Genomic DNA, 17,413 nt, shown 5'->3' on the forward strand with positions numbered 1-17,413 from the left:
GATGATACAGACAGATCTGTCTCATGTCAACAGCCATTTTACCAAACTTTGGGGTCGGGTGATTCGTATGGAAAAAAAAGAAACCGCCAAGGAGCGGATTCTGCGGGCTGCCGGCGATTTATTTTATCGCGAAGGCATGCGCGCCGTTGGCGTAGACCGGATTATCGCCGAGTCCGGGGTTGCGAAGGCGAGCTTTTATCGCAATTTTGCCACGAAGGACGATCTGATCGTCGCTTATCTGGAGCAACGGCATGCGCGCAATATGGACAATCTGCAGGAGGCTCTGCGCCGGTATCCGAACGATCCGCTGGAACAGCTGCGTTTCCTGATCCGCCGCTTGATTGAACGTATGCAAAGCCCGGACTATCGCGGCTGCGCGTTTATGAATACCTCGGTTGAATTTCCCGAGTTGGAGCATCCCGGCCATCAAGTCGCCGTCGGCAGACGCAATGAATTATGGACCGCGATCCGTGAAATTGCCGGCCGTACCCGCGCCCGCGATCCTGAGGAGCTGACCGGCCAACTGAGCATGCTCAGCAGCGGCGCGATGATGGTCGCCTATATGAATAGAGAGGCGTTTAATTACGAATATTTCGAGCATGCCGCACAGACGCTGATCGATCGGCAGGTCGAGCCGCTAGATTAAAGCCGGCAGGCGGCGGCGGATGCCGCGTTGATCAGGCCGCACGCCCGGCTGCTTACTCCCATTGCCGCCAGCTGTCGTCTTGCGGCATCCGCTGACGCATCAGCACGCCCGCCAGCTCCTGCGCCCGGCTGTTGCGGGGCAGCGGCTTGCTGCTCTTCACCGCTGCGATAACGCCATTTTGCATGATCTGCAGCGGCAGCTCAAAATCCCGTGTCGTATCCGACAGATGACTTTGAAATACAGCGACGAGATTCAGCTTAGGCTGGACAAAAATATACTGTCCGTATTGGCCTCTGGCCGAATACCCGCCAAAGCTGTCGATCCACCACTGATAGCCGTATCCGTCGGCTTGCAGGTCCGCCCTGCGCAACTGGCCGCCGTCGATGTGCTTGCGGGTCGAAGCCTCCACCCAAGCCCGCGGCACGATCTGTTCGCCGTTCCACTGTCCGTTGTTCAGGTACAGATAGCCGATTCGGGCCATATCCCGTGAAGTCATGTACAAAAAGCTGGCCCCGTTGGCGATGCCGTCAAACAGCTCCCAGTTCACATCTGTGATGCCCAGCGGCGCAAACAGCTTGCGCTTGGCATAGCTCGCCGTATCGGTTCCTGTACTGTCGGCGATCAGTCGCGACAGCAGCACCGAGCTGCCGGAGCTGTAATTGAACACCGCCCCCGGCTTATCGGCCATCGGCCGGTTCATGACGTAGTCGGCCAGATTGCCGGAGTTATACATGTTGTAAGCGGAATCCTCCGGGCCCTTGACCGCACCGAATTCATTCCATGCCAAACCCGAAGACATCGTCAGCACATGCTCGATGGTGATGGCCTGCTTCCGGTCGTCCCAATTCGCCACCTCGCCATGTTTCAGCCCGCTCCACAGGCTCGTGTTCACATCCTTGATATAGCCCTCATCGATAGCGATGCCCAGCAGCGCCGACGTAACGCTTTTGGTAGCGGAATGCAGCAATTGCCGCGAATTCGGCTGCTTCCGCGGGCCGTACGCTTCGGCTACGATATACCCGTTGCGCACGATCAGCAGACTGTCGAACAAGCTGCTGGCGCTCTCTCTTCCCGCTATGGCCATCTGAATGGCGGCATACAGCGTCTCCGAGTCCATTCCCTGCTCTTCGGGCGTGGAGGAGCGCCATTCTTCGCCCGGAAAATACGTCCCGCTTGCGCTTTGCGATTGTCCCGCTCCGGGGCTTGCGCTTGCCATGCCTGAGCCTGCCGGCTTTGGCTCGTCGCAGCCTACAGTTGCGACTAACAATGCGCAGCAGAGAGCAGCGCCAAGCCATTGTTTTTTTCTCATGATGATCACCTCGTTGTAAGCCATTACCCATTTCAAGCCTCGTTTTTATATTACACTTCTACTTTACACCTCCCACGCGCGCAAAACTACAGTCGATTCGTTCGAAAATGTGTCAATTTGTTCGCTTCCGCCCGCACACGCCAAAAAAAACGCCCTGACCCGCAGCGGCAAGGACGTTCCGTAACCCGATTGGCGGCTATCGCCCGCAGTGTCGCTTCGCTTCGGACGCCCGTCGCCGAATCCCGCGGATAGCAGGGCCTTCCTACGCTCTTTTGTTCCGCATCGCAGGCACCAGCTTGACCTCCGGGCGCTGCCCCTCCAGAAACTCCCGATACGCCGGCGACTCGACGGCAACTAGCGCGAGCTTGCCCCGCTCGTCGAAATGAATGCCCCAGCCGTATTTCTTAGCCAGCATGGAGGCCCGCAAGCACGGCTGCGGCTTCGCAAAAAAAGCAGCGCGAATTTCGGCGTCGCGGGCGGCCAGTTCCTCTGCGGGGATGTCCTTGTGCCTGACATACACAGCATAGAGCAGCTCCTCCTGGGTGTACGCGTAAGGCGCATCCGCAGCCAGCTCGAATTCGATGCCGGGCTTGGTTTTGCCGGTTTTTTTGTCGGGCGGCGCGATCCCCGTCTCACTCGGACAATCGGCGGCAACTGTAATAAAGGTGTTGTAGTAGTTCAGTTCCATGACGCTTCCTCCGTTATGGGCTGTAGTGGATATGTTTATTATATACCACGCGACTGACAAATACGGTCAGTGAAGGCCTCTCTTTTATGCTAAACTAGAAAAATAACTTTGTTTGTCGCTGTCAAGGGGACAAGTGGGAGAGCTCGCCATGATCAAGCTGGTTTCTTGGAACGTCAACGGCCTGAGGGCCTGTGTCAACAAAGGCTTCATCGATTATTTCGCGCAAACGGACGCCGATATTTTTTGCGTGCAGGAAACGAAACTGCAGGCCGGACAAATCGAGCTGGGAATCGACCCGTCCTACAAGCAATACTGGAATTATGCCGAGAAAAAAGGCTACTCCGGCACGGCCGTCTTCACCCGGCTTGCTCCGCTGTCCGTGCGCTACGGTCTGGAGGAAGACGCTGAGCCGGAAGGGCGCGTCATCACGCTGGAGTTTGCCGATTTCTATCTGGTAAACGTCTACACGCCGAATGCCCGGCGCGATCTCTGCCGGCTGGACTACCGGCTGGAGTGGGAGGAGCGCTTCCGCCGATATGTGCTGGAGCTGGATGCCCGCAAACCTGTCGTCGTATGCGGCGACCTCAATGTCGCCCATCAGGAAATCGACTTGAAGAACGCCAAGGGCAACCGCGGCAATTCCGGCTTCACCGCAGAGGAGCGCGAGAAGATGACGCTGCTGCTGGAGTCCGGCTTCCTCGATACGTTCCGCCATCTGTATCCCGACCGCGCCGACGCCTATACGTGGTGGTCGAACATGCCCAAGGTGCGCGAACGAAATGTCGGCTGGCGGATCGATTATTTCCTGATCTCCAGCCGCCTGTCGCCGCGCCTGCAAGCCGCCGGCATCGACGCGGCCGTGCTGGGCAGCGATCATTGCCCGGTCGTTCTGGAGCTGAGCCAGGCTGCCGAATAACAAGCTATCGCCCGCGTTGTGCAGCCCCGGGAGCGCTGCTTGCTCCTGCCGCAAGCCTGCGTTCGGTCCTTATGCTGCAGCCCGGTAGCCTTGCGATTCTCGACTCGGGACGGGGGACCTCCCCGACCTCAGACGCTTCGACGCCGTGTTGGCCCGTGCTATACTGGGCTGAGTAAAATGACGTTGATCGGCAGGGGGATGCAATTATGGAAACAACCAAAAAACGCGGGCGAGCGTGGGGGCTCGCTCTGACAGCGCTGCTGGCTCTGGCCATCTGCGGCTACGCTTTCGCGCTTTACGCCACGCCCGAGCGGGCCAGCCAGCAGCCGTTTGTTTCTGCCAAAGGCGAGCTGCCCGGGCTCTGGCTGTACATGCTGTGGGCGCACGCCGTTACCGCCGGCACGGCGCTGGCCATCGGCTGGCTGCAATTCATCGGCAAGCTGCGCCGCAGCCGTCCCGTCCTGCATCGGGCCGTCGGCTATGTGTATGCAGCCGGAATCGCCGTCGCCGGTGTAACCGGCCTTTATCTGGCCTGCTACGGCAACGGCGGCTGGAGCGGCCGCATCGGCTTCGCCACATTGGCCGCGTTGTGGCTGTATACGCTGTATCGCAGCCTGCGCAGCATCATCGTCGAGCGCAAACCGCGCGAGCATGGCGAATGGATGCTTCGCAACTATGCGCTCACCTTTGCAGCGATTACGCTGCGCATCTATGTTCCGCTTGCAGCGGTGCTGTTCGGCGTAACCGACACGAACGATTCGTTCATCGTTATCGCTTGGCTGGCATGGGTTCCGAACCTTGCGTTCGCCCAATGGTGGATCAGCCGCAGCCGAAAGAAGATCCAACGGCGACCAGCCGGGCGTTCGGCCGCTTCTTCAAAAGCCGGCTGAACAGCCCTAAGCGCCAGCCGCCAGACACCACGCAGCAGGTGTTTAGGGCGAACGAGCCGCAGAGCCGCAGAGCTGCCAGTTGCTATTTGCTAGTTTCGACAGCCCCAGCTGCATGCAAAAGCCCGCAGGAGCCTGCGTCCGATTGTCGGGCGCAGGCTCCTTGCATTCCCGGGAGAGGTAAGGCGCCGCGGTCTGCACCGCGGTCACTCCTCGCCGGCCCCTCTCCAGCCTAGTCCGCGCTCTGCCAGCGCCTCGCGGAGCGCCTCCACTGCTTTACGCCCCATGCCGTGCAGCGCCAGCAGCTCGGCCTCCGTCACTTGCTGCAGCTGCTCCAGCCGCGTCAAGCCGGCCGCCGCCAACGCCCGCTGCGCCGGCTTGGCCACGCCCTTGGGCCAGGCGTAGGAGCTTGCGTCTCCGTCGGCATTTGCCGGGGAAGCTTGCCTCGGTCTTCCGGCGCTGTTGGTCTTTTCGTCAGCCGTCATCGTGAGAGCTCCTTTGCTTTTCTTCTTATCCTACCACACCCGTCGCCACCCATCACCTGCCTAACCCGCCCCGCCGGGAGCCGCCCGCCTACAGCAGTTCAACCAGCACCTTCGATTGCTTGTACAGCTCCTGTGAAGCTTCGCCAATCGACGCAAACTCCTCCAGCGCGTCGGCCACGCGGCGCTGGCTCTCGATCACGGCCTGATCGGACCGCTCCGTCCCTTGCTTCATACCGAGCACCTGATCACCCATTGCCCGGATTTCGTTGCTGACCTCCTTGGTCGCATTCTCAACCTGAATCGCCAGCTCGCGCACCTCCTTGGCCACCACATCGAAGCCGCGCCCGAATTCGCCGGCATGGGCGGCTTCAATCGCAGCGTTCAGCGCTAGCAGATTCGTTTTCGAAGCGATTTTGCGGATCGTCGTGATAATCCCCTTGACCGATTCCGCCTGGCGCTGCAAAGCGAGCAGCAGCTGGTGATTGCTGGCCGATTCGGCCACCAGCTTGTCAATGGAAGCCGCGACCTCCCGGCTGCGGGTAATGCCTTGATACGCCCGCTGGCTCAGCATCTTCGCCATCAATTGCAGCTCGGCCGTTACCTTGGCGGCGTTGGCCTCCTGCCGGGCCGTAATATCCGTGGCCACCTTGAGCACCGCCGCGACCTTGCCCGCGTCAAAGACCGGCATATACGAAGCCTCCAGCCAGATCATCCGGCCGCTGCGGGTCACTCGCTGGATTTTTTCCTGAAAACATATGCCCTGCCGCAAACGGCTCCACAGCTGGGCATATGCCGGACTGTCGACCAGTCCCTGCGGACAAAACTGACGATGCTGCATACCCGGCATATCCGCTTGGGCATATCCTAACGCATTGGCAAAATTGGCGTTGGCCCACAGCACCCGCCCCTCCAGATCGAACTCAATCATCGCAAACGTATCCTCCAAGGCGCCCAGCACCGCTTGACTGTTCAACACCTGCGTACTTCGATGCGCATCGCTCACGGCCCATCCCTCTCCTCCCGCTTCCTCTCGCGGCGGCGCAGAACCTGTCCGACGGCGTGCCGTCGGTTGGCGCAGCGTCCCTTTGCTTGCTATCTTATTCGGAAGCTTGGCCGCAAGTGCCGAATTTTGTAGATTTTTCGATAGTAATAGCGCCCTTTTTGGCTAGAATTCAGCCTGCCGCGCGGGATATACGGCTTCTCGCTCCCCATTCTTCTAAAATGCCCGATAGAGAAAAAAAGCAAAAACGCCGACCCTTTCAGGCTGGCGTCTTCGCGTTTGCGCCGCAGGCTGCCGGCAGCTGCTCGCTTAATTGGCGGATGCGCTGCGTCTTTTGACAACGGGAATCCAGATTTCGCTGCGAAAATCCGGCGCGGTCACGTCCTTATGCGCGTTCCAGAGCATTTCCGGACCGACAGACAGCTCGTAATCCGAGGAGGGCAGCCATTCGGCATAAATGCGGCCCCAGACGCTCTGCAGCGTATCGGGAAACGGACCGACCGCTTCAAAAACAGCCCACGTCGCCGCAGCGACCTCCAATTGGGCAAATTCGGGCGGACAGGCCGCTGTGGTTGCTGCTCCAATGTAATGGTCCAGCTCCCCCTGCTCCTCCATCCGGCCCTCCGAGAAATGCACCGATGCGCTGATCAGCCCCTGCGGCTCCACATTGGAGATGCCCTTGAGCTGGCCGATCATATCCATCGTCAAGCTTTGCCACATTTGCGCGATCGCGGGATTCACCCCATGAAACACGATCGGCACCCGCTTCATCAGCCCGACGATGCGAAACGCCGGCTTGTCGACAAGACGATACTTCATTTCACTACCTCCTTCAATGGTCAGTCGGAAGTACATCCGCGGATACGCTTTGAGCGGCTGGCCCGTTTGCCGGGCCTCCGACGGCGTAACGCCGTGCAGATTGTGAAACGCCCGGGCAAAAGCGTCCGGCGACGTGTACCCGTATTTCACCGCGACATCGATAATGCGGGCTTGGCCTTGCGCCAGCTCCATAGCCGCAAGCGTCAGCCGTCTGCGGCGAATGTATTCGGACAACGTGACACCGGCCAGAAACGAGAACATGCGTGTAAAATGATACTCCGAGCAAGCGGCAAGCCGCGCTGCCTCGCGCACCTCCAAATCGTCGGCCAAATGCGCCTCCACATAGTCCAGCGCACGGTTCAAATGCTCCAGCGAATCCATTCGGTTTCCCCCCTTCTTCCTTAGCTTAGCAGGTTCGGCAGCGCCGCTTCCGACATTGCCTGCACCGATATGCAGGGTGCGCAGGCTCGGCAAGAGCCGTTTGAGGCCTGCACAAAGCCGGCCCAAGTCCATTGATAGGTCATCGATTAGCCTCCCGTTGATCGTGTCTTCTCTTATCATAACGCAAGAGCGGCTCCAGAAGTCCGGTGAGAAAGTGGCCGGAGAGTCGATAGGGAGTTGGAACAGCGTCAGCGGTCGCCTTTGTAGACGGATTTTCACCCCAAACGGGGGTGATTCCAATTCCATCGAAAAATCCGGCTATAACAGCGAGTGGAAACCGCTATCGACCGGAGGACACTGGATTTTCGCCGGACTTCTAGACAAGGGCAAGGAGCTCCAATCGCTCGACGCAAAAAAAACGATGAAGAACCGTCTTTCGACTGTTCGTCACCGTTGTTGGTTTGTTCAAAACGAAGCGCCTGCCCTTGCGCCTCCGTTAGCTCAGCTCGGCCTCCAGCCGCACGACGTGCCGGCTGCGGATGTCCTCGGCCAACTCGCCTTTGACATCGGCGCCTTCGACCAGCTCCACGCGCCCGTCGCCGTAAGTCAGACGGTAACGCAGCACCTTGCCCGGCTCGCGGCCTGTAAAAGTGTCCGTCTTGGCCGGATGGCGGTAAATGACCGGAATACGGCCAAGGAAGGTAAAGCTCAGCGTGCCGTCCTCCTTGAACAGCGAGCCCGGCAGGGCAGGACGCAGACTCAGCGCCAGCTGGCCGTCACGCAGCACGAACGGCGCGTCGCCCGCCATCATCGCGACCCACATGCTGAGAAATTCGGCTGTCGAGCCGCTCAGCCTAGCGACAAAGCCGGTGCCGTGCACGCCCGGATCGGGATTGGCGCTGCTGGCGATGAACGAGGAGTTCTCCAGCACGTTCCTCCCGTAGACCGCCGGGTCGTGGTAGATCGGCCAGGCAGTTCGGACAGCGCGGTAAAAATCGGCATACAGGCCAGCCCGCAGCAGCGCGAGCAAATATTTATATTCCATGTGCATAAATACCGATTCATTTTCCAGCCAGCCCGGGGTGAACGCCGTCGACCGCCCGAGGTCCATCGGCTGACCGAGCAGCGATTCGTTGACCTTATACATCCCCAGCTTGCGGTCATACAAGCCGCTGGCGTGGACGCGTTCATGCAATTGCTTGGGCAGCGCGCCGTCGCCGATGACCTTGAGCGCGCGTGTAGGCCCCTCCAGGAAGTGCGGCACATCGACGCGCCGGAATGCCGTCACGTTCACCAGAGGCAGCCCTTTGGCGTTCGTCCGCGGCTGTCCGTGCTCATCCGTCTGCGCTTCATAAGCCGCAGCTTCATAATAGAAATACGTCGGATACAGCCCCTGCCCGATCACCAGCGCCCGCTCCATAGCCTGCTCCAGCTTGTTGTCCATTACAGCAAGCAAACGCTCCAGCTCCGGCAGCGCCAGCTCCTGCTCCGCGCCGTCGAAGCCGAGGAACACGCGGCTACGGTAGCGCTCCAGCAGCTGATGGCTGCGATCCCAGTAGCGGTAATCGCGTCCGTCCGCTTGATCCTGCGCGTAGTCGGCCAGCGCGGCTTCGAGACCGGCCAGCAGCTCGCAAAGCTCGATTGGCAGCCGGACAACGCCGCTTGCAGCGCCGTCAGCCAGCGCGCCGCGCAGGAATCTGACGACGCGCTTGAGCTCGCACGTCTCGCTGAAGCCGGAAGCGAACAGACCCGGCAATCCGTTCAGCGAATCGTTCCAGCCCGGCTTGTTGGCTTCCATCTGTACGCCCAGACCTTCCGGGTCAAGCGCAGCGAATTTGACCGCAGCGAGCAGCACCAGCTTCGCCAGCAAATTCGTCTCGTACACGTCCCCTTGCCCTTGGGCCGAACGGGCCCACGTCCGGCGCTCGCTGCGCGCGTGCAGCAACGCCTCCTTCTCGGCCGACTCCTCGACGGATGAGAATTGCCGCACCTTGCCGGGCGCAGCCAGCACGTATTTGTCGGCACGCGGCCGCACAAACGCCGGGCTATCGTAAAAAGCGTAGCGGCGCTCGCCCTGCAGCAGCTCGGCCTTGCGATCCGGGTAAACCGCCAGATAGCTCTCGATGAGATCCATATTGTACGTCCAATGGTCGATCCAGTAGCCTTCACCGAAGTCCGCTTCGATGCTCTGCTCCGAGCCGGCAATGGCCACCTCCAGCAGCTGTCGCGCCGGGACGGTCAAGCGAATGCGTCCCCGCTCCAAAAATTGCAGCAGATCGCCCGGTGTATACGGCTGCTTCAGGAAATCCGCCACCGCCGCGGCGTCGTCCTGATGTACGTTCGCCAGCACCTCGGCGGCATCGCGCAACCGGAAGCTGCAGCCTTTGACGACAAGCGGATTGTAGCCGTCGGTTTGAATCAGGCTCATAAACATCCAGACGTTGAAATCGCCGAGCTGCGGCTCAAAGAAGATATCGCTGCGCCGATTCTGGTTAGCGTCGCGGAAATTGCCGTTACCCTGCGAATAGTAGCCCGGCTGCAGCTTGAAAAAGTTATAATCGCGCTCCAGATCGCCGTGCTTGCGGGAGAACACGTGGTAAACGGCCGGCTCCCCACCCTTGCGCTCGAAAAGCAGCGGATAGCCGCCGCGCAGCAGGTTATCGAGATAATTTTGTCGGGTATAAGCGTTAAACAGCGGTTCGGCCGAATCGGTAGCCACAGTCGCGGTCAACTGATCGACCAGCGCCTCCGCTTCCCGACGCTTGCGGTCCACGTAACGGAAATCGCACAGCTCGCGCTTGCGCGCATTGATGCGGGCGATATCCGTCGTATGGCCAAGCAAGGAGGTCAGGCGCAGGGATGCGCCGGGACGCAAGCTGCGGGACGTGCCGCTGAAAGCGCACGGCACCTTGTTGGTCGTCACCAGCTCAGCAGCCAGCACCTCGCCCAGCGAGCTGTCGAGGAAGGCATCCGGCTGCGTGAAGGACGTATTTTGCCCGAAAATTTGCCCGGCGTCGACAATCGGCTGCAGCAGCTCCGCAACATTCGGATCGCTTGCGCCGGAAGCAAAGCTCATATAGAAATGACCGCCTTGAATCTCGCTGACCTCCGCTGTATCCGCCGTGCTGGCCCGCAGCTTGAACAGCGGCACATGCTCTTCGCGGTTGTACACGTCCATCCAGCTTTTCAACGTGTTGCCGAGCTCCTTGTACATCAGGTTCTCGATGCCGAACGGAATTACGGCCGGCATGCCGTCCAGCAGCTCGATGCGCCGCTCGCGGTCGCTGCGGTTAGTGACGGTTACATCGCGGACCAGTGCAGCGAACTTGTCGCCCGGGACTGTGAAATAGCTGATCTCCACCTCAATGCCATAGGCTTCGTGAACGGAACAGATCCGCAGCAGGTTCGGCGCAATCTGCATTGTTCTGCGTTCGGTTGTATGGCGCTGCACCTCAGAGAACGGCTCGTAGAACACCGAATCGAGCTTCATAAATGTGCGGAAGCCCTGCAGCCCCACCTGACGGTACGATTTGTCGGCCGGGAAAAACTCCATCATGGCTCCGTTCTTGTCTTCGACGCCAAAGCTCGCTACCGCTTGACCGCGATTCACATAAAACAGCCACAGCGGAACGCCGTCAACGCCGGCAATTCCCGGCAAAAAGCTCGAAAATGGTTTCGCTTTCTCGAACGCTTCAATTACGAATTTGTTTCCGGCGTCCAGTCGGTAGGATGGTGCTTGTTTTTTGATCTCAATCGCCATATTTCAGTCCCCTTTACCTTACATCCTATGTTTTTAACGATAGCTAATGAAACAGGTTTCGTAAAGGCAAACTTGCATTTTGGGACGAGTTTCCTGCAATTTTTTGCATATATTCGGGATCGATTTCGGTAAACACTGTAAGAAGAACCGAAAATTTTCGCAATCTATTCGGAACGTTCCCCCGAGAGCATCAGGCGCGCCCGTCATGACAACTGCGCAAAAAAAGAGGCTGAAGCAGCCTCTCGCAGATCATGTTTTACGATTGTTCACGCAAAAATACGTCCAGCTTGTCCAGGAAATCGTGACAGCCGAGCCTGTGCATTTCTACCGAATCCAATCCGTCCAGGAACACGCATTGCTCCGTATACACCAGTCGCGTCCCCTCGTCCGCCGCCTCGAACTCGACTGTGACCACGTTGACCGAAATCCGCGTCGTCTCCATATCGATGAGGATCGTATAGACGATCCGCGTATCCGGAACAATCTCGTGAAACGTCGCTACCGAGCGAAACACCGGACCGCCGGGCTCGCTGCCGCTGATAATCTCCCGCCCGCCGACGCGGAATTCAAACTCCTCCGCAGGCGGGAACCAATGCGCCTTCAACGCCGGGTCGGCCCATGCCGCAAAGGTTTGCGCCGGAGAAGCCTGATAGCTGCGTTCAATGGTAAAGGTATCGTGCGTGAGAAAACGTTCATTTGTCATGTGATTCAACCTCCATATCCGTGTTGGGCAAAGCGGCCGGGCCGCTGCCTGTAGTCACAGTATAAAAGATGACGTAACGTAACGTTCAAGTGTTTTTTGCAGGCCGGATAGAAGAGCAAAAGCGCCTGTCCCGCGGGACCAGCGCTTTGATCGGCTCGGTATGCCGGTGAGCGGCGCAGCAGCGCGCCAGGATAGGCCGCGGCCCGTCTTTTTCCAGCTTAATTCCGGTAAAAAGACAGCACCCAGCACACGCCGTTCCGGTCCGTCACAATCGCCAGCAGACCGTTAAACGGAGCCTCGTAGGCTGCCGTTACTATCGCCCCTTCTGCCGCCAAGTCGCTGTAAATTCGCCGGAACTCCGCTTCCGTATCGATTTTTGCAAACACGCGCACGTAATCGCCCCGCTGCTGCGGCTGCGCCGCTTCGGTGTCGGCAAACTTCAGCGTCGTTCCGGGCAGCAGCAAATCGGCGTTCATCACCGTCTCGCCTCTGGTGCGCAAAATCACTGTCTCGCCGCCAAACACGCTGCGATAATATTCAATTGCTTCCTTGCAGTTGTCCACTGCGATAAATGGTGTCATCTCCATCGTATCCATCCTCCTTCAAGATAAGAATGCCGTGTTCGCGGGTCGCGCGGCCCCTGACGCGGCGCGGATTTCGCAAGCTCCTGGACCTCGGGGCTATGCGGGGCTCTGTGGAGCTTGCAGGGCTATGCGGGACTAAGCAGGGCTCTGCGGGGCATGCAGAGGCTCGCAGGGGGTATGCCGGGGCTCGCAGGTTGAGGGAATGCACGTTATTCCTCGTCCCCCTGCTGCTCGCTCACGTTGCGCAGCATCGTCCGCAGCAGTTCCAGCAGTAGGGTGTAGTGCTCATCGGCAATCCCCTTCCGCGTCCTGTTCTTGACTCTGGCCAGCGCCTCTCGCACCTTGGGTACGACCTCGTGCCCCTCTGCGGTCAAAAAAAGCAACTGATAGCGATTGTCGGCCGGATCGGCTTTCCGGCGCACATAACCTTCGGCTTCCAGCTTCGCAATGGCCTTCGCCGCAGTCGTCTTGTCGATCAACAGCTGCCGGCAAAGCGCTTTTTGCGTCCCAGGCTCCGCTGCAGCAATCGCCATCAGGAACATATATTGACCGCTGCCAATCCGATACGGGGCCAGCTCGCCGGAGATCATCACCTGCATATGGCGGTAAATCGCCGATATATAGGGGCCGTGCGATTCCGTGTTTGTGTCTGTGGTGTTGGTTTTGGTTCCGATTGCGGTTGGGTCTGCGGTTGCGTCTGCGTCTGCGGTTGCGTCTGCGGTTGCGTCTGCGGTTGCGTCTGCGGTTGCGTCTGCGGTTGCGTCTGCGGTTGCGTCTGCCTTCGCAGTTGCGTCTGCGGTTACATCTGCATTTGCGTCTGCATTTGCAGCTCCGTTCGCAGTTTCGTTCGCGTTCGCCGCAGGCTGATTCTCTTCGTTCACACGCATCCTCCTCGCGATATAGGTGGGTATTGCAACTAATTACATTGTATCCTAATATAAGATGCTATTGCAACTAATTTTAAAATACAGAAATGACAAAAGCCGAGCTCCCGCACATTGGCAGTTGCTACAGCTCTTGGCTCTGTATCTATGCAGTTGCTCATATTCTGCGGCATATCTGGCCCAGACGCTGCACCCGCCGCGCAGCGACATCCTTACCCTGCACTGACCTGACGTGCAAGGAAACAGTCCACAGTCAGACTGGCATTGCGCAGTTGTCAAGGGATTGAAACACGCCTCTTGAGCGAGCCCAAGCCCGGCCAATGGCCGTCCCCTTGCGCTCTATGCTTCAAAGTTGCCTCTCCGCTAAGCGACTATGCCTCCCTTTGCCTGCTCGGCGCGTCCCCGCCGCGAACGGAGCGAATATCCCGTCCAGACCAGCCCCAACCCCATCGGCACAGCGGCAATACGTGCAAGATCATGCGGCAATACAGCTGCCGCCAGCGAAGCGACGGCTCCGCAAGCAAACAGGATAGCCGCTCCGCGCGATATAACGCGGGCCCGTACCAGGGCAAGGCCAAACAGCAACCCGCCAAGTAAATAAAGTACAGCCGACACCGGCCCTCCAACTACCGCCAGCGCCCCCAGATCGACCTCGCTTGTCCTGCCGCTGGATAACGCCAGAAAGCCTTCCGCCAGCCGCGGAGCCTCTGTCGCCAGCAGAGGCAAAATACACGCTTCCGCAAACGTCAGCGCCGCCGCCAGCAAAAACCAGCAGCTGAACATCACATAGCCGACCAAACCCAGCCAACCGCTCTCCTTCACTTGCACAGTATACAGACCCGTAATCCCGAACAGGCCAAGCATGCACATCGTAACTGTCAAACCATGTACGACTGCCCAGCGCACGGTCGTAACCGCCGGGAGAACCTCGTGCGGATGAAGCATTTGAACCGCAATGAACAGCACGCCGGCAGCGGCTGCTGACAGACCGGCCCAGCGGATCAGCTTTTCCGTTGTCATTTGCATCCCTCTCACTCTCCTGTCAATGACCGAACCCTCGCCGTTGTGGTCCGTTTGGCGATGCACGCTCTATGAGGCTCTATGAGGCTCTATGAGGCTCTATGAGACTATGGGCGATGAGCCTCTGCGATCAGCCACGCCTTGGCACCGCCTCATCGCCGCTCCGCCCGCCACACCGGCTCCGCCAGGCGATCCCGACCGAGCGGCAACTGTCGGACCCCAACCGCAGCCCTCCTGCCCGCTCCGCTCAGGCTCGATTCTTCTATAACAATAACGGTTTACAAGAGAGCTGACATCACCCGTTATGGTGATTCTGAGGAAGGATTTATGTGCATTTACAAAAGCCGGGACGGACGCGGCAGCCCGCTACAGCCAGATCAGCTCCTTCGCCCTGCGGACAGCCGCCCGCCTGCTGTTGACTTCGAGCTTGTCATAAATATGCTTCGTATGCGTCCGCAGCGTGTTCAAGCTTATATGCAGTTCGCAGGCGATAGCCGGGCCGCTCAAATCGCTGCCCAGCAGCCTGAGCACCTCGCGCTCCCGCTCGCTGAGCAGCGGCGCAAACTCCCCGCCGGCCTCCGGGCGGGCCGCCGCTTCCGGCCGGCACGCCGCCAGCAGACGGCGGACATAGGCTCGCGCGCCCCCTCGTTTCGCAGCCGCTTCCAGCAGCTCCGCCATTGCCCGCCCTTCGTCTGCAAAGAGACGAACGTAGCCCTCCGGCTCGGCCAGCTTCAGCGCATGCTCCATCGGGGGCAGCGCACCTGCGGCGTCGCCTTGCAAATAGCGGCCCACAGCCTGCAGCAGCCGCATTTCAATTACGCTGCCAGTCCTTCCTCCCGCTTCCGCCGCCCTAAGCAGCCGCTCCAGCAGCGTCAGCGCCGCGCTCAAAACAGACTGCTGTCGCTCGCTGCGGTATTGAGCCAGCAGTGCCCGAACCTGCGTAACATGCTCAAACTCCCGCAAGTAGCTCAGCTCGCCATCTGCAGCCAGTCCCCGTTCCCGCAGCTGCTCCAGCGCCTCCAGCCAGCGGTCCTGCCGGATTAGCAGCCGCAGCCGCAATCCCGCAACAGGCCGCACATCGGGGAAAAAATCGCCCACATACAGCCGCTCCGCCTCGCCCAGCAGCTCGGACGCCGCTGCCCAATCGCCTTCGGCTTCGCGGATGCGGGCCGCTGCGACCCGCCATCGGTACGGGTGCTGCGGAAAGCCGGTCGGCTCGCCCTGCTCGCGGCTGCGCTCCAAATACGCCCTGGCAGCAGGCAGGTCGTTGCGCTCGCAGCAAATCCCGCTGAGTCCGACGAGCAGGTCCACCGTCCCCCGCAGGTCGGGGCGGCCCGCCTCGCCGGCCAGCCGCAGGCCGCGCTCATACAGGCGCTGCGCCTGATGAAGCCGCCCCTGGACGATGCGGATGTCCGCCAGCGCGAGCGTCCCGCCCACGGCGTCCGAGAGGTTGCCCGCGCGCTCCACGTCGGCCATGCCGCCGGCAAACGCCTCGTAGGCCGCCTCCAGCTCGCCGCTTGTCCAGCAGGCCAAGCCGAGCAGCGCCGAGGCGGCTCCGCGCACGAGGCGGCAGTCCTCCGGCGCAGCCGCCAGCGCTTGGCGCGCGTAGCTCATCGCTGCCGCCGCATCGCCCCGCGCCTGCGCGTAAGCCGCCCGGTACCCGGCGATGGTGCTCGGGAGCAGGCGGAACTCCGTTTCATCCGCCACGACCCTCGCACTCGCCGGGTAATCCGGCTGCTCCGGCTCGCCGGACGCTGGCGACAGCCAGCGCTCGGCGTCCCGCAGCCGCTCCAGGGCGGCTTCGGCTTCGCCGCAGGCGAGCAGCGCCCAGGCGTATTGGGCGCTGAGCACGGGCCGGCAGGCAAACAACGCCTCGGGCAGCGCCTTCAGCCAGCCGAGCGCTTCGCGCTCCTGCCGCTCCCGGCGCAGCTGCGGCCAGGCGCGTTCGAGCAGCTCAGCAGCGCGCGGCATGTCCGCAGCGGCAAGCGCGTGCCGGATCGCTTCGGCGACGCCCCCTTGCTGCGCGTACCAGCCGCTGGCCCGGCGATGCAGCTCGGCCGTCCGCTCCGGCCCGGCAGATGACATGTGCGCGGCGAGCGCCTCGGCGAACAAATGATGATAGCGATACCAACTGCGCGTATCGTCCAGCGGAACGACAAAAAAATTGCCGCGCTCCAGCTGCTCCAAAAGCGCGCCGCCGCCCTCCTGCCCAGTCACCGCATCGCAGAGCGAACCGTGCAGCCGTTCCAGAACAGACGTCTGCAGCAAAAAGCTGCGAATCGCCTCCGGCTGCTGCTGCAGCACCTCTTCGACCAAATAGTCGGCAATGTACCGATGATCTCCGGCAAACGCTTCGATCAGACCGGCGCGCCCCTCCCGTCCTTGCAAAGAAAGCGCAGCCAGTTGGAGCCCGGCAATCCAGCCTTCCGTCCGGGCGGCCAAGGCGCTGACCTCGGCTTCGGCAAGCGCAGCGCTCATCGACTGCTCCAGAAAAGCAGCCGCCTCGGCATCCGTAAAACGCAGATCGGCCGCCAGCAGCTCCGTCAGCTCGCCCCGGGCGCGCAGCCGCCCCAGCGGCAGGCTCGGCAGCTCGCGGCTGGCCACGACCAGATGCAGCTCCGGTGGAAGATGCCTAAGCAGGAAAGAAAGCGCAGCGTCGATCTGCGGCTCGCTCACAGCCTGATAATCGTCGAGCACAAGCATACCGCTGCAGGCATGAGCCGCAAGGTCGTTCAGCAGCATCGTGAGCACCGCTTCGCTATCGGGCGGCTGCGGCGTATGAAGCGCCTGAGCGGCTCCGGCTCCGATCTGCGCGCCAAACGCCTGCAGCGCAGCTGCCAGCAGCGTCAGAAAGCGCGCTAAGTCCCGATCCGCGGGCTCCAGTGACAGCCAGGCGACCGGCCGGCCGCAGCAGGCGGCCCATTGGCTGATCAGCGTGGTTTTGCCGTAGCCGGCAGAAGCCTGGACCAGCGTCAGCTTGCGGTTCAAACCGGCATTCAGCCGGTCGATCAGCCGCGGCCGCCGGATCGCTTGCTCGCGGACAGGAGGAATAAACAGCTTGGCAGCCAGAACAGGCAGGCTCATGGGCAAAGCCCCCCGGTTCCACAGCCTTTGCACATCGTTTGCATCCTCAGCACGCCCCTTTCATTATTGTCTATAAAGCCGTCGCTGCCGTTACCCAAACTATAAAACGTTTGCTGCCGCTGCGTAAAGGTGAATCTGGCCGCGTCTCCGAAAAAGAGCCCCCCCTCCCGCCGACACATCAAAAAAGCGGCGCAGGGATTTTCTCCCCACGCCGCTTTCCTTTTGCTATCGCACAATCCGCCCACTT

14 protein-coding genes are annotated in these 17,413 nt (G+C 60.6%); 3 read left to right on the forward strand and 11 right to left on the reverse strand.

Going from position 1 to position 17,413, the window contains the following annotated elements; genetic code table 11:
- The first annotated feature begins 67 nt into the window (after nucleotides 1-67).
- Nucleotides 68-646 (forward strand): TetR/AcrR family transcriptional regulator, encoded by a 579-nt coding sequence (locus B5M42_RS14340; RefSeq protein WP_134749723.1) that lies wholly within the window; start codon nucleotides 68-70, stop codon nucleotides 644-646.
- A gap of 52 nt (nucleotides 647-698) precedes the next feature.
- On the opposite strand, the gene B5M42_RS14345 is transcribed toward B5M42_RS14340, so the two are convergent.
- Both B5M42_RS14345 and B5M42_RS14350 read right to left on the reverse strand, forming a co-directional pair.
- Nucleotides 699-1,955 carry a serine hydrolase domain-containing protein gene (locus B5M42_RS14345; RefSeq protein ID WP_209280652.1) on the reverse strand — a complete coding sequence of 419 codons (1,257 nt, stop codon included), beginning with the start codon at nucleotides 1,953-1,955 and terminating at the stop codon, nucleotides 699-701.
- 262 nt (nucleotides 1,956-2,217) lie between these two features.
- Nucleotides 2,218-2,643, reverse strand: a complete 426-nt coding sequence (locus B5M42_RS14350) for a DUF6157 family protein (RefSeq protein ID WP_134749727.1) — start codon at nucleotides 2,641-2,643, stop codon at nucleotides 2,218-2,220.
- Between the two features lie 151 nt (nucleotides 2,644-2,794).
- Between B5M42_RS14350 and B5M42_RS14355 the strand changes: the two genes are divergently transcribed.
- Both B5M42_RS14355 and B5M42_RS14360 read left to right on the forward strand, forming a co-directional pair.
- The gene (locus B5M42_RS14355; RefSeq protein ID WP_134750022.1) at nucleotides 2,795-3,559 is read left to right on the forward strand and encodes an exodeoxyribonuclease III; all 765 of its coding nucleotides are present in this window, start codon (nucleotides 2,795-2,797) and stop codon (nucleotides 3,557-3,559) included.
- Between the two features lie 206 nt (nucleotides 3,560-3,765).
- Nucleotides 3,766-4,449, forward strand: coding sequence for a DUF2306 domain-containing protein (locus B5M42_RS14360; RefSeq protein WP_134749729.1), 684 nt, complete (start codon nucleotides 3,766-3,768; stop codon nucleotides 4,447-4,449).
- Nucleotides 4,450-4,652: 203 nt separating this feature from the next.
- Here B5M42_RS14360 and B5M42_RS25560 read toward each other — a convergent pair whose 3' ends face one another.
- The 9 genes from B5M42_RS25560 to B5M42_RS14405 all read right to left on the reverse strand — a co-directional run bounded on the left by B5M42_RS25560 (nucleotide 4,653) and on the right by B5M42_RS14405 (nucleotide 17,166).
- On the reverse strand, nucleotides 4,653-4,931 hold the full coding sequence (locus B5M42_RS25560) for a helix-hairpin-helix domain-containing protein (protein WP_329959318.1): 279 nt from the start codon (nucleotides 4,929-4,931) through the stop codon (nucleotides 4,653-4,655).
- An 88-nt stretch (nucleotides 4,932-5,019) separates the two neighbouring features.
- Nucleotides 5,020-5,934, reverse strand: coding sequence for a methyl-accepting chemotaxis protein (locus B5M42_RS14370; protein WP_230632914.1), 915 nt, complete (start codon nucleotides 5,932-5,934; stop codon nucleotides 5,020-5,022).
- 306 nt (nucleotides 5,935-6,240) lie between these two features.
- Nucleotides 6,241-7,131: an AraC family transcriptional regulator gene (locus B5M42_RS14375; RefSeq protein WP_134749731.1), complete on the reverse strand. Its 891-nt coding sequence runs from the start codon at nucleotides 7,129-7,131 to the stop codon at nucleotides 6,241-6,243.
- A gap of 496 nt (nucleotides 7,132-7,627) precedes the next feature.
- Nucleotides 7,628-10,891 carry a cellobiose phosphorylase gene (locus B5M42_RS14380; RefSeq protein WP_167689614.1) on the reverse strand — a complete coding sequence of 1,088 codons (3,264 nt, stop codon included), beginning with the start codon at nucleotides 10,889-10,891 and terminating at the stop codon, nucleotides 7,628-7,630.
- A gap of 256 nt (nucleotides 10,892-11,147) precedes the next feature.
- Nucleotides 11,148-11,594 (reverse strand): SRPBCC domain-containing protein, encoded by a 447-nt coding sequence (locus tag B5M42_RS14385; RefSeq protein WP_134749733.1) that lies wholly within the window; start codon nucleotides 11,592-11,594, stop codon nucleotides 11,148-11,150.
- A gap of 218 nt (nucleotides 11,595-11,812) precedes the next feature.
- On the reverse strand, nucleotides 11,813-12,181 hold the full coding sequence (locus B5M42_RS14390) for a VOC family protein (RefSeq protein WP_134749735.1): 369 nt from the start codon (nucleotides 12,179-12,181) through the stop codon (nucleotides 11,813-11,815).
- Nucleotides 12,182-12,387: 206 nt separating this feature from the next.
- Complete coding sequence (locus B5M42_RS25565) at nucleotides 12,388-13,059, reverse strand: MarR family winged helix-turn-helix transcriptional regulator (protein ID WP_230632915.1); 672 nt, start codon at nucleotides 13,057-13,059, stop codon at nucleotides 12,388-12,390.
- A gap of 366 nt (nucleotides 13,060-13,425) precedes the next feature.
- Nucleotides 13,426-14,088 (reverse strand): hypothetical protein, encoded by a 663-nt coding sequence (locus B5M42_RS14400; protein WP_134749739.1) that lies wholly within the window; start codon nucleotides 14,086-14,088, stop codon nucleotides 13,426-13,428.
- A gap of 360 nt (nucleotides 14,089-14,448) precedes the next feature.
- A complete protein-coding gene (locus B5M42_RS14405) occupies nucleotides 14,449-17,166 on the reverse strand; it encodes a LuxR C-terminal-related transcriptional regulator (RefSeq protein WP_134749740.1) in 2,718 nt (905 codons plus the stop codon).
- Between the last annotated feature and the right edge of the window lie 247 nt (nucleotides 17,167-17,413).

The organism is Paenibacillus athensensis (assembly GCF_004514475.2).
GTDB lineage: Bacteria > Bacillota > Bacilli > Paenibacillales > NBRC-103111 > Paenibacillus_AL > Paenibacillus_AL athensensis.